Raw genomic sequence first — 12,412 nt, forward strand, 5'->3', positions numbered from 1 at the left:
GCAGACCCCTGCGGGGGCGCCTGCGCTTCCCACGGGCGCCTGCGGGAAACGGATCGAATTCGCTGCAATCTGCGGCGGTACGAAGGGTTTGTTTACCCCGCGCTGCTAGCGAAGACATGTCCGGCGCGCCGAGCGCCATGTCTCAAGCAGGAATGGGTCATGAGCAGGTTCACCATCCGCGTACAATTGCTGATCCTAGGATCGGTCTTCATGCTGCTGACGCTGGCGCTCGCCCTGGCCTCGGGCTTTATCCAGATGCGCATGTCAAACAGCCTCGACTTCGGCAGTGATCTTCGGCGCCAGAACGCCGTTCTGAACACCGTGCAGTCGCAGATCGATCACTCCGGCCTGGCGATCCTGCACTACGAACACGGCGGCACCGAACCGCTCGACCAGCTCCGCGCGAACCTTCTGTCGATACAGACATTGGTGGATGATAATGCCGACGCCTTCATGAACCCCGCCTCCCCCGAGGCCCGGCGCCCGGATTTCCAGACCCGGCTCCAGGCGGTCGCCTCCCTGGCGAAGGGGCTGGTTCCGCAGATCGACACGCTGACGATCCCCGGGTTCACCATCTTCGAACGCGACACCCACATCAGCTCGGTCCTGCTGCCCACCATCGACAAAGCGCGGAAGGAAGTTTCCGCCATGCGCACCGAGCTTCACCTCCTCGCCAAACGCGCCGAGGAGCAGTCCACCGAGGCGGTGGACACAGGGCGCTTCATGCTGGTCGGCGCCAATGCTGTGGCAGTGGCCCTGTCGCTCGTGTGCATCATCGGCTTCGGCAAGCTGCTCGCCCGCCCCTTCCAGACCGCCGCCGGCGCGGTCCAGCGCATCGCCCAGGGCGACTACGCGGCCGAGATCGAGGGGCAGACGCGCGGCGACGAGGCCGGCTCTATCGCCCGCAACCTCGAAGAGTTGCGCGGCCGCCTGCTCCAGGCCGACGAGAGCAGCGCCCAGGAACGCGCGGCCAACGACCGCCGCCTCGGCTTGTTCCAGGCCCTCGGCACCGCTATGGGAAACCTCTCGCGCGGGGATGCCAGCCACCGGCTCGACGCCGAAGAGTGGCGCAGCCTCGATCACAGCGCGGTTCAGCTCTGCGAGGATTTCAACGCGCTCTCGGAGGGAATCGGCACTTTGGTCAGCTCGCTGCGGGCCTCCGCTGATACGGTGCAGCGCAACTCCAAGGAACTGTCCAACATGTCCCGCGACATGTCGCGCCGCTCCGAGGTGCAAGCCGCCACGCTCGAGGAATCCGCCGCCGCGCTGGAGCAGCTCTCCTCCAGCGTCCGCGCCGCCGCCGACCGCGCCGAGGACGCCGACCGCCGCGTCGGAGAGGGCCGCCGCCGCGCCGAAGAGGGCGGCGCGGTCATGGAGAAGGCACTCGCGGCCATGGGCTCCATCGCCGCCTCCTCCGACCAGATCACCCAGATCATCGGCGTCATCGACGACATTGCCTTCCAAACCAACCTCCTGGCGCTCAACGCCGGGGTCGAGGCGGCCCGCGCCGGCGAGTCGGGCAAGGGCTTTTCCGTGGTCGCCTCCGAGGTCCGGTCCCTGGCACAACGCGCGTCGGAATCCGCACGGGAAATCAAGGCGCTGGTGTCAAATAGCTCGCAACAGGTCAAGGATGGCGGTCAACTCGTGGAACAGACGGGCACGGCGCTCTCCGACATCGTGCGCAACGTGAGCGAGGTCTCCGAACTTGTCGCCGAGATCGCCACCGCCGCCAAGGAACAGGCCGCCGGCCTGCAAGAGATCAACGTCGGCGTGGCGGAACTCGACAAGGTCACCCAGCAGAACGCCGCCATGGTCGGCGAGACGAGCACCGCCAGCGACCAGCTCAACAGCGAAGCCGACCGTCTGCTGTCGCAACTCAACCGCTTCTCGGGCGCGGAACTCTCCGACAGCTCCGAAGTCACCCCGCTGGCGGTGCCGATCGAGAACTTCGAGCCCGCGCCGCCTAGCGTGGGCCCGGCCACGCCCGCGCCTGCAAGGGCGGCGGCCGGGGACGACGTGAGCTGGGAAGAGTTCTGAGGTGCCGCACGCCGGCCCACGGCGCCGTTCCTCAGAATGGCCGCAGCTGACGCGGGGGTGATGGCGCACCCTCGCAAGGCTGCGTCACATCCCTGGCGCGGCAGTCGCGCCCGCCGGGATGCAAAGCCAGATCGGTCGTTGCTTGGGCTCAGCCGATATGCCCGCGGTTCGCGCCGATCTGGCCGCGATGCAGCAGCAGGTGATCAAGGATCACGCAGGCCATCATTGCCTCGCCCACCGGCACCGCGCGGATACCGACGCAAGGGTCATGCCGCCCCTTGGTGACGATCTCCGTTTCCTCGCCGGTCTCGGTCACCGTCTTGCGCGGGGTCAGGATCGACGAGGTCGGCTTCACCGCGAAGCGCACCACCACGTCCTGACCCGTGGAAATCCCGCCAAGAATGCCGCCCGCGTGGTTCGAGCTGTAGACCGGCCCGTCCGGCCCCATGGTGATCTCGTCGGCGTTCAGGGTGCCGGTCAGCGTGGCCGCCGCCATGCCTTCGCCGATTTCGACCGCCTTCACCGCGTTGATCGACATCATCGCCGCCGCGAGATCGGTGTCGAGCTTGCCGTAGATCGGCGCACCCAGCCCGGCCGGCACGCCGCGCGCCGTCACCTCGATCACCGCACCGACGCTGTCCCCGGATTTACGCAGCCCGTCGAGGTAGTCCGCCCAGCCCTCGGCCGCCTCGGCATCCGGGCACCAGAACGGGTTGCGGGCGATCTCCTCCCAGTCGAAGCGCGACCGGTCGATGGCTTGCGGGCCCATCTGCACCATGTAGCCGGTGATCTGCAGCCCCGGTGCCAGTTCGGCCAGCGCCGCGCGCGCCAGACCGCCCGCCGCCACCCGCGCCGCGGTCTCGCGCGCCGAGGAGCGGCCACCGCCGCGATAGTCACGGATGCCGTATTTCTGGAAGTAGGTGATGTCGGCATGGCCCGGTCGGAACTTCGCCGCGATCTCGGAATAGTCCTTTGAACGCTGGTCGGTGTTCTCGATCATCAGCTGCACCGGCGTGCCGGTGGTCTGCCCTTCGAACACGCCCGAAAGAATCTTCACCGCGTCGGGCTCGCGCCGCTGGGTGGTGTACTTGTTCTGACCCGGCTTGCGCAGGTCGAGCCAATTCTGCAGCGCCGCCTCGTCGATCGGCACGCCCGGCGGGCAGCCGTCCACCGTGGCACCAAGTGCAGGTCCGTGGCTCTCGCCCCAGGTGGTCACGCGGAAGAGATGGCCGAAGGTGTTGAGGCTCATGGTCGGGTCTCCTGTGTCGTGCCGTCCGGGTGCAAGCTTGCGAAATCCCGCGCCGCGGGCTCGCCGTTCAGGCCAGTCTGTTAGGCCAGAGCGGCCCATGCCTCAAGGGAATTGTCTCGCCGCACCCCGAGGTCGCGCATGGCCGGGCCCGGGGCGAATGACCTTGCCAGACGCCCCCACCCCGGCTAGGTCTTGCGCTACCTCGGGGTGCCGCCCGCGCAAGCGCCGGCTGAGATGCAAATCGCGAACCCGTTGAACCTGACCCGGTTAACACCGGCGGAGGGAAGGTCACGGCCCCGGGCGCAGCGCCCCTCGGCCCATCTTGCCCTCTCGCCGCAAATTTGGAGGATGCCATGAAGGCCATCAGTTTTGCAGCGGGATGTCTCTTTGCCAGCACGGCGCTGGCGCAGGAGCCCGTTCTGACCGTCTACGCCGGCGACTACGTCGTCTCGGAGTGGGGTCCCGGCCCGAAGATCGAGGAGATGTTCGAGGCGCGCTGCGGCTGCGACCTGCAGTTCAAGCCCGGCGACCTGCTGCCGCGCCTGCTGCTCGAGGGGGAGCGGACCGAGGCCGACGTGGTCTTCGGCCTCAACACCGACGTGACCAAGAGGGCGCGCGAGAGCGGCCTCTTCGCCCCGCATGGCGTGGACCTCTCTCCGCTCACCCTGCCGATCGACTGGACCGACGACACCTTCCTTCCCTACAACTACGGCGAGACGGCCTTTGTCTACGACAGCAGCCGTTTGCCCGAGCCGCCCACGAGCTTCGACGCGCTGCTCGACGCGCCGGACGATCTGAAAATCGTCATCCAGGACCCGCGCAGCTCGATCTCGGGCCTTGCCATGGCGCTCTGGGTGCAATCCATCTACGGCGATGGGGCCGAGGACGCCTGGCGCAAGCTCGCCCCGAAGATCCTGACCGTCACCAAGGGCTGGTCGGAAAGCTACGGGCTCTTCACCGACGGCGAGGCCGACATGGTGCTGAGCTACACCACCTCGCCCGCCTATCACATCATCGCCGAGGACGATCACAGCAAGAAGGCGCTGATCTTCCCCGAGGGCAACTACTTCATGGTCGAGCTGGCCGCGAAAGTGGCCATCAGCGACCAGCCCGAGCTGGCGCAAGAGTTCATGGAGTTCCTCCTGACCCCCGAGTTCCAGCAGATGATCGCCACCGGCAACTGGTCCTTCCCCGCGGCCCTGCCTCATGATGAGTGGCCCGAAGGGTTCAAGGAGCTCGAGCTGCCGAGCAAAGTGCTGTTCTACTCCGAGGACGAGGCCGCCGCGCTGCGCGACGAGGCCATCGAGGCATGGCGTCGCGGCCTCTCGCAATAAGCGCCGCGCTGATAGCGGCAGGGCTGGTGCTGGCCCTGGTGCTCGGCCCGGTCGCCGCGGTGCTGGCCCGCGCCGGAGGCTGGGGCACGCTCGGCCCCGGCGACTGGCAGGCGCTGCGCTTCACGCTCTGGCAGTCGCTGCTCTCGGCTGCCTTCTCGGTGGCGCTGGCGATTCCGGTCGCCCGCGCGCTGGCCCGGCGGCGCTTCCCGGGACGCGGGCTGCTGATCTCCCTGCTGGGTGCGCCCTTCATTCTGCCGACCATCGTCGCGGTGCTGGGGCTGATCGCGGTCTTCGGCCAGAACGGCCTGATCAACGTCACCCTGCGGGCGCTCGGCCTGAAGGGCTTCAGCATCTACGGGCTGCACGGCGTGGTGCTGGCGCATGTCTTCTTCAACCTGCCGCTCGCGACCCGGCTGCTGCTGCAGGGCTGGCTGGCGATCCCCGCCGAGCGCTTCCGGCTTGCCGCTTCGCTGGGCCTCTCGCCCCGGGCCATGTTCCGCACGCTGGAACTGCCGATGCTGCTGCGCATCGCGCCCGGCGCCTTCGCCGTGATCTTCGTCATCTGCCTGTCGAGCTTTGCCGTGGCGCTGACGCTAGGCGGCGGGCCGCGCGCCACGACGGTGGAGCTGGCAATCTACCAGGCGGTGCGCTTCGATTTCGACCTTGGCCGGGCGGCGCTGCTCTCGGTGATCCAGCTCGGCCTCGCGCTGGCGGCAGGGCTGGTGGCCCTGCGGCTCGGCACCGGCGGCGGCTTCGGGGCGGGGCTCGACCGGATGGTCACCCGCTGGGACGGGCGCACGGGCCTGTCCCGGGTCATGGACGCCGCATGGATCGCCCTCGCCGCGCTTTTCCTGCTGACGCCGCTCGGGATGGTTGTCGCGCGCGGCCTGCCCGGGCTGGCGCAGCTTGGCACGGGTTCATGGGCGGCGGCGTGGAACTCGCTCACCGTGGCGCTTGCCTCGACGCTGCTCTGTTTGGCCTGGGCGCTGCCCCTCTCGACCCGCTGGGGCGAATGGGTGGGGCTCGTCGGCCTCGCGGTCTCGCCGCTGGTGCTGGGCACCGGGCTCTTCCTCATCGTGCGCCCCTTCGTCAACCCGCTGTCGCTGGCGCTGCCGGTCACCACGCTGGTCAACGCGCTCGTCGCCCTGCCCTTCGCCCTGCGCATCCTGCGCCCCGAGGCCGAGGCGGTGCGCGCCGACTACGCGCGGCTCGCGCAGGCTCTCGGGCTGACGCCGCTGGCCTGGATCCGGCTGGTGCTGCTGCCCCGCCTGCGCCGCCCGCTGGGCTTTGCCGCGGGTCTGACCGCGGCGCTGTCGATCGGCGATCTCGGCGTCATCGCGCTTTTTCCCGATCCCGAGCGGGCGACCCTGCCCCTGCAGGTCTACCGGCTGATGGGCTCCTACCAGATGGAGCCAGCGGCGGGGGCGGCGCTGCTCCTGCTGATCTTCAGCTTCGGGGCCTTCTGGCTCTGCGACCGGGGAGGCCGCGCCAATGCTGACGCTTGAGAATCTGCGCCACACCGAGGGCGACTACAGCCTCTCGGCAAACCTCTCTCTCGCTCCCGGCCGCCGGGTGGCGATCATCGGGCCCTCTGGCGCGGGCAAATCGACTTTGCTCGACCTGATCGCCGGGTTCCTCTCGCCAAAGGCCGGGCGCCTGCTCTGGCAGGGCCAGGACATCACCGCCACCCCGCCCGACCGGCGCCCCGTGGCGATGCTCTTCCAGGAGAACAACCTCTTCCCGCACCTGAGCCTTGCCCGGAACCTTGGTCTCGCCCTGCGCCCCGGCGGCGGGCGGCTGCCGGCGGAGGAGGCGCGTAAGCTCGAGTCGGCGCTGGAGCGCGTGGGCCTCGGCGGCCTCTCGGCACGCAAGCCGGGCGCGCTCTCGGGCGGGCAGCAGAGCCGGGCCGCGCTGGCGCGGGTTCTGCTGCAGGCCCGGCCCATCCTCGCGCTCGACGAGCCCTTTGCCGCGCTGGGACCGGCGCTGAAGGTGCAGATGCTCGATCTGGTGCAGGAGGTGGCCAGTGAGCTCGGCGCGCTGGTGCTGCTGGTAAGCCACGACCCGCAGGACGCTCGGCGCTTTGCCGAGGAGACGGTGCTGGTCGCCGAGGGTGTCGCCCATCCCCCGGTCGAGACGCAGGCGCTGTTCGACGCCCCTCCGGAGGCACTGCGGGCGTACCTGGGGCAGTAGCGCGGCGCGCCACGGCGCAGCGCTCCCTCCAGACGCAAAAGGCCCCGCCAAACGGCGGGGCCTTCTGTTTCGCGTCAGCCGAGGATCACTCCGGCTTGTGCTTGATCGGGCGCCAGATGCGCTTGTTGGTCAGGTACAGCAGCACCGACAGCAGCGTCAGGAACAGAACCCCGACGAAGCCCGCGTGCTTGCGCGCCATCATCTTCGGCTCGGCGGTCCACATCAGGAAGGCCGCCACGTCCTGTGCCTCGTGGTGCAGCTCGTTGGAGTGCCCGTCGGCAAATTCCACGTCCTCGCCCGCGAGCGGCGGGGCCATGGCGATCCAGCCGGTCGAGAAGGCATGGTTCTCGTAGAAGGTGGTGCCCGCTTCGACCTTGGTCTCGCCGGTGTAGCCGGTGAGGATCGAGGCGATGTACTCCGCGCCGCCCATACCGTTGAAGAGCTGCGACAGGCCGGTGCCGTAGGGGCCATGGAAGCCCGCACGCGCCTTGGCCATCAGCGACAGGTCGGGCGCGCCGACGCCGGTGTTCTCGGGGAAGTGGTCGGTCGGGATCGCCGGCCGGAAATCCTCGAGCTCGTCGTCGTAGACCTCGAAGTTCTGCGCCGCATAGGCACGCACCTGGTCCTCGGGCAGGCCGGGGCCGCCTTCGTCACCAAGGGTGCGCAGCGGCACGAACTTCAGACCGTGGCAGGCCGAGCAGACCTCGGTGAAGATCTGCAGGCCGCGCTGAAGCTGCGCCTGGTCGTAGGCCCCGAAGGGACCCTCGAAGGAGAAGTCGAAGTCTTCGACATGGCCCCCCTCGCCGGCAGCGAAGGCGCCGCCGGTGAAGAGACCCAGGGCCGCGACGGCGGAAAGGGTGAGTTTCTTGAACATGGTCCTCAAGTCCTTTCTTACTCGGCCGGGTGCGACGCGGTCGCGCCCTTGTCCGAGGACGTGCCGTAATGCGCCTCGAAGTCTTCCTCGATGGTCGCGGGGGTCGGCAGCGGCTTCTCAATCACGCCGAGCAGCGGCAGGATGACGAAGAAGTAGCCGAACCAGTAGGCCGCGCCGATCAGCGAGAAGCTGGCGTAGGGCTCTTCGGCCGGCATGGCACCGAGCCACATCAGCGCGATGAAGTCGATCACCAGCAGCCAGAACCACCACTTGAACTGCGGACGGTACTTGCCCGAGCGCACCGAGGAGGTGTCGAGCCAGGGCGCCAGCGCCATGGCGATGATCGCGCCGAACATCGCCAGCACGCCGAAGAACTTCGCGTCGACGATGCCGCCGGTCAGGAAGGACGCAATCTGCACCACCCAGACTTCCGAGGTAAAGGCGCGCAGGATCGCGTAGAACGGCAGGAAGTACCATTCGGGCACGATGTGCGCCGGCGTCGCCAGCGGGTTCGCCTCGATGTAGTTGTCGGGGTGGCCGAGGTAGTTCGGCATGAAGCCGACGATGGCGAAGAACACGGCCAAGATCACCGCCAGGGCGAAGAGATCCTTGATCACGTAGTAGGGCCAGAACGGAACGGTATCCTTCTCGGCGTCGGCCTTCGAGGTGCGGCGCACTTCAACACCGGTGGGGTTGTTGTTGCCCGTGGTGTGGAAGGCCCAGATGTGCACGGCAACGAGGGCCGCGATCACGAAGGGCAGCAGGTAGTGCAGCGAGAAGAAGCGGTTCAGCGTAGCATTGTCCACGGCCGGCCCGCCGAGGAGCCAGGTCTGGATCGGCTCGCCGATGAAGGGAATCGCGCCGAACAGGCCGGTGATCACCGTCGCACCCCAGAAGGACATCTGCCCCCAAGGAAGCACGTAGCCCATGAAGGCGGTGCCCATCATCGCGAGGTAGATCAGCATGCCGATGATCCAGGTGATCTCGCGCGGGGCCTTGTACGAGCCGTAGTAGAGCCCGCGGAAGATATGCGCGTAGACCGCCACGAAGAACAGCGAGGCGCCGTTGGCGTGCAGGTAGCGCAGCATGAAGCCGCCGTTCACGTCGCGCATGATGTGCTCGACCGAGGCGAAGGCCAGGTCGACATGCGGCGTGTAATGCATCACCAGGACGATGCCGGTGATGATCTGCAGCGCGAGGCAGAAAGTCAGAACGATCCCCCAGATCCACATCCAATTCAGGTTCTTGGGCGTGGGGATCATGATGGTGTCATAGAGAAGACCGACGATCGGCAGGCGCTTGTGCACCCAGCGCTCGCCGCCTGTCTTCGGTTCGTAGTGGTCGTGCGGAATACCAGCCATGGACGCCTCCCCTTATCCCAGCAGGACCGTGGTTTCTTCCACGAAGGAAGCCACGGGAACGTGAAGGTTCTGCGGCGCCGGACCCTTGCGGATGCGGCCTGCGGTGTCGTAGTGCGACCCGTGACAGGGGCAGAACCAGCCCCCCACGCCGCCCGCAGTGAAGTCACCGGCATTGCCCAGAGGCACGCAGCCCAGATGCGTACAAACGCCCATCATCACCAGCCATTCGCCGGCCTCGTCGAGGGTGCGGTTCTGGTCGGTGGCGTCGGCACCTGCCGCGACATTTTCGTTCCGGGCCTCGGTATCGACGAGCTGGTCCATGGTGACCGCGCGGGCCTCCTCGATTTCCGCTTCGGTCCGGCGGCGAATGAACACCGGCTTGCCCAGCCATTTCACCGTGAGCTGGGTGCCGGTCTCCACTCCGGACACGTCAACTCGAATGGTGCTCAGGGCCCGGACGTCGGCCGACGGGTTCATCTGGTTGACCAGCGGCCAGACGGCCGCGCCAGTGGCGACTACGCCGGCACCGCCGGTGGCGTAGAAGAGAAAATCTCTTCGGGTGCCTTCGTGATCTTCTGCTTGTGACACGGGGTCTTCTCCATTCCTCATTGGCCGGGTTCGCGGCCGGCCGACACGCAGATAAAGCCGCGCAGGAACGCAGCATTTCCGTTCGTTGTATTACCGACCCACCCTACGTCCGTAAAGCAAACATAACAGCTACATTGAAGGGAGTGCCGATGTGTCGCGGTTGAAACGCGGTGCAGACGGAAGATATTAGGCAGTTAAGACGCAAATCCTTTAACGAACTTTACCCGAGGGAGCCACGGCCATGAGAGCCCTGATTCTGCCAACCGCGCTGATTGCCACCGGGCTTGCCGCCCCCGCCTTCGCGCAGGATTTCGAAGCATCGGTCTACACCGGCTGGCAGACCGCCCCGCACAGCCGCATCTCGGGCGACATGCCCGGCACCGGCGACAGCTTTGACGAGCTGATCGGCTGGGAAGGCAAGTCCTTCGAGATGCCGCCTTACTGGGGTATCCGCGGCACATGGTGGCAGAGCGCCACCTTCGGCTGGGCGCTCGAGTTCACCCACGCCAAGGTCTACGCCAACGAGGACGACCGCGACGATGCCGGTTTCGAGACGCTGGAGTTCACCGACGGGATCAACATCCTGACCGTGAACGCCATGCAGCGCTGGCCCGAGCATTGGGGCAAGCTGACGCCCTTCGTCGGCGCCGGTCTCGGCATCGCGGTGCCGCACGTCGAGGTGGCGACCACCGATGGCTCCGATGACACCTTCGAGTACCAGTACACCGGCCCGGCAGCGCGGCTTCTGGCCGGCGTGAGCTACCCGATCAACGACACCTGGTCGGTCTACGGCGAATACCAGTTCACCTACTCGTGGAACGAGGCCGATCTCGACGAGGGCGGTACGCTGGAAACCGACATCAAGACCAACGCGCTGAACGTCGGCGTCTCGATGAAATTCTGAGCCGCGCGCCGTCCGGAACGACAAAGCGCTCCCCGAGGGGAGCGCTTTTCTTTTACCACCGCTCGGGCGTCAGCGCTTCTTGACGAACTCGGTGCGCAGCACGAGACCCTTGATGGTGTCATGCCGGCAATCGATCTCCTCGGGGTTGTCGGTCAGCCGGATCGAACGGATCACCGTGCCCTGCTTCAGCGTCTGCCCTGCGCCCTTCACCTTGAGGTCCTTGACCAGCACGACCTGGTCACCGTCGGCGAGCAGGGTCCCTGCCGCGTCGCGCACCTCGATCACGGCCTCTGCGGCGACGTCCGAGGCGGGCTTCCACTCGCCGCTTGCCTCGTCGTAAACCCATTCCTCGTCCGACATCGCGGCTCTCCTCAACTCGTGCGCCGCTTGCGCGGCAGCATGATGATCACCGCCGCCACATAGGCGACGCAGACCAGCGCAAGGCTGATCCAGGCGTAGGTCAGTACGGCGGCACCGACAAAGGCGACCCCGACCAGCACGTATTTCACGTTCTGCCGCGAGATGCGGGTGGTCTTGAACGACCATGTCGGGATGCGGCTGATCATCGCGAGCCCCGACAGCACCAGCCAGGCGGCCAGCACGAGGTCCGGGAACAGCGGCCCTGCCCCGAGCCCGAAGCTGAGGTACATCGGCAGCATCGCCAGCAGAGCGCCCGCAGGCGACGGCACGCCGGTGAAATAGGCGTTGTCATGCGCCTTGTCCTCGGATTTGCGCATGACGTTGAAGCGGGCAAGACGCACCACCGCGCAGACGGCGAAGACCAGCACCGCGATCCAGCCGAAGTTCCGGCTGTCCTCGAGCGCCCAGTTGTAGATCAGCAGTCCCGGGGCGACGCCGAAGTTCAGGAAGTCCGCGAGGCTGTCGAGTTCGGCGCCCATGCCGCTCTCGGACTTCAGCGCGCGGGCAAGGCGGCCGTCGAGCCCGTCGAGCACTGCGGCGAGCAGGATCAGCTGCACCGCCAGCTCATAAGAGCCCTGCAGGCCGAAGCGGATCGCCGTCAGTCCGGCGCAGATGGCCACAACGGTCAGCACGTTGGGCAGGAGCTGGATCAGCGTCACCTTCTCGGCGGCGCGGGCCTTCGGATCCTCGATCGGCTGCTCGTCATTCATTCAGCGGGCTCCCGAGATCAGGCGTCAGGTTGGCAATGATGCTCTCGCCCGCGACCATGGTCTGGCCGATGGCGACCAGAGGCTCCACCCCCTCGGGCAGGTAGACATCAAGACGCGACCCGAAGCGGATCAGGCCGAAGCGATCGCCGCGATTGAGCCGGTCGCCCTCCTTGACCCACCACATGATGCGCCGCGCCACGAGGCCCGCGATCTGCACCACGGCGATCTCGCGCCCGTCCTCGAGACGGATGCGCAGCGCGTTGCGCTCGTTGTCCACCGAAGCCTTGTCGAGCGAGGCGTTGAAGAACTTGCCGGGGCGATAGGCGACCGAAACGATCTCGCCGGTCACTGGGGTGCGGTTCACGTGGCAGTTGAACACCGACATGAACACCGACACGCGGGTCATCGGGACGTCCGGCATCCCCAACTCGGCCGGCGGCACGGCGGGCTCGATCAGCGAGACCACGCCGTCGGCGGGCGAGACCAGCAGGCCGGGGCGCTGCGGCACCACGCGCTCGGGGTCGCGGAAGAAGTAGTAGCACCAGATGGTCAGGCCGACGCCGATCCAGCCCAGGGGATCCCAGATCAGGAACAGCACCAGGGTGATCGCGGCGAAGATGCCGACGAACTTGCGCCCCTCGGGGTGCATCGGCTTGATGAAGGTGTCGCGCATCCGCATGGGGAAGTTCCTTCCGGGCTTGGAATTCTCGGGTGCAGGCAGCTAAGCCGAAGCGGCCCTGCGTGC

The 12,412-nt window shown here is 67.3% G+C and carries 12 protein-coding genes and 1 riboswitch; of the genes, 5 read left to right on the forward strand and 7 right to left on the reverse strand.

What is annotated here, in order from left to right; genetic code table 11:
* Positions 1-159 precede the first annotated feature (159 nt).
* Positions 160-2,037, forward strand: coding sequence for a methyl-accepting chemotaxis protein (locus tag CEW88_RS11700; RefSeq protein WP_108966987.1), 1,878 nt, complete (start codon positions 160-162; stop codon positions 2,035-2,037).
* Between the two features lie 148 nt (positions 2,038-2,185).
* Here CEW88_RS11700 and aroC read toward each other — a convergent pair whose 3' ends face one another.
* Positions 2,186-3,286 carry a chorismate synthase gene (aroC, locus tag CEW88_RS11705; RefSeq protein ID WP_108966988.1) on the reverse strand — a complete coding sequence of 367 codons (1,101 nt, stop codon included), beginning with the start codon at positions 3,284-3,286 and terminating at the stop codon, positions 2,186-2,188.
* 193 nt (positions 3,287-3,479) lie between these two features.
* A riboswitch (TPP riboswitch) is annotated at positions 3,480-3,588 on the forward strand.
* 51 nt (positions 3,589-3,639) lie between these two features.
* Between aroC and CEW88_RS11710 the strand changes: the two genes are divergently transcribed.
* From CEW88_RS11710 to CEW88_RS11720, 3 genes are read left to right on the forward strand one after another with little or no spacing between them, the layout of a single operon-like run.
* On the forward strand, positions 3,640-4,620 hold the full coding sequence (locus tag CEW88_RS11710; protein ID WP_108966990.1) for a thiamine ABC transporter substrate-binding protein: 981 nt from the start codon (positions 3,640-3,642) through the stop codon (positions 4,618-4,620).
* Complete coding sequence (locus CEW88_RS11715) at positions 4,596-6,125, forward strand: thiamine/thiamine pyrophosphate ABC transporter permease ThiP (protein ID WP_108966991.1); 1,530 nt, start codon at positions 4,596-4,598, stop codon at positions 6,123-6,125. Before CEW88_RS11710 ends, CEW88_RS11715 begins: the two co-directional genes overlap by 25 nt.
* Positions 6,112-6,810 carry a thiamine ABC transporter ATP-binding protein gene (locus tag CEW88_RS11720; RefSeq protein ID WP_108967787.1) on the forward strand — a complete coding sequence of 233 codons (699 nt, stop codon included), beginning with the start codon at positions 6,112-6,114 and terminating at the stop codon, positions 6,808-6,810. The genes CEW88_RS11715 and CEW88_RS11720 overlap by 14 nt, the downstream gene beginning before the upstream one ends.
* 85 nt (positions 6,811-6,895) lie before the next feature.
* On the opposite strand, the gene CEW88_RS11725 is transcribed toward CEW88_RS11720, so the two are convergent.
* The 3 genes from CEW88_RS11725 to petA are packed head-to-tail and all read right to left on the reverse strand — an operon-like array spanning position 6,896 to position 9,633.
* Positions 6,896-7,684, reverse strand: coding sequence for a cytochrome c1 (locus CEW88_RS11725; RefSeq protein ID WP_108966993.1), 789 nt, complete (start codon positions 7,682-7,684; stop codon positions 6,896-6,898).
* A 17-nt stretch (positions 7,685-7,701) separates the two neighbouring features.
* Positions 7,702-9,045, reverse strand: coding sequence for a cytochrome b (gene petB / locus CEW88_RS11730; protein ID WP_108966994.1), 1,344 nt, complete (start codon positions 9,043-9,045; stop codon positions 7,702-7,704).
* A 12-nt stretch (positions 9,046-9,057) separates the two neighbouring features.
* Positions 9,058-9,633, reverse strand: a complete 576-nt coding sequence (gene petA, locus CEW88_RS11735) for a ubiquinol-cytochrome c reductase iron-sulfur subunit (RefSeq protein WP_108966996.1) — start codon at positions 9,631-9,633, stop codon at positions 9,058-9,060.
* A 241-nt stretch (positions 9,634-9,874) separates the two neighbouring features.
* On the opposite strand from petA, the gene CEW88_RS11740 reads away from it, so the two are divergent.
* Complete coding sequence (locus CEW88_RS11740; protein WP_108966998.1) at positions 9,875-10,537, forward strand: outer membrane protein; 663 nt, start codon at positions 9,875-9,877, stop codon at positions 10,535-10,537.
* A 69-nt stretch (positions 10,538-10,606) separates the two neighbouring features.
* Here CEW88_RS11740 and CEW88_RS11745 read toward each other — a convergent pair whose 3' ends face one another.
* Genes CEW88_RS11745 through CEW88_RS11755 form a run of 3 tightly spaced genes read right to left on the reverse strand, consistent with a single transcriptional unit; the run spans position 10,607 to position 12,346 of the window.
* Positions 10,607-10,897: an alkylphosphonate utilization protein gene (locus CEW88_RS11745; RefSeq protein WP_108967000.1), complete on the reverse strand. Its 291-nt coding sequence runs from the start codon at positions 10,895-10,897 to the stop codon at positions 10,607-10,609.
* 11 nt (positions 10,898-10,908) lie between these two features.
* Positions 10,909-11,667 carry a CDP-diacylglycerol--serine O-phosphatidyltransferase gene (gene pssA / locus CEW88_RS11750; protein ID WP_108967002.1) on the reverse strand — a complete coding sequence of 253 codons (759 nt, stop codon included), beginning with the start codon at positions 11,665-11,667 and terminating at the stop codon, positions 10,909-10,911.
* Positions 11,660-12,346: a phosphatidylserine decarboxylase gene (locus CEW88_RS11755; protein WP_108967003.1), complete on the reverse strand. Its 687-nt coding sequence runs from the start codon at positions 12,344-12,346 to the stop codon at positions 11,660-11,662. The genes pssA and CEW88_RS11755 overlap by 8 nt, the downstream gene beginning before the upstream one ends.
* Positions 12,347-12,412 lie beyond the last annotated feature (66 nt).

This window comes from Alloyangia pacifica (assembly GCF_003111685.1).
GTDB classification, from domain to species: Bacteria; Pseudomonadota; Alphaproteobacteria; order Rhodobacterales; family Rhodobacteraceae; genus Salipiger; species Salipiger pacificus_A.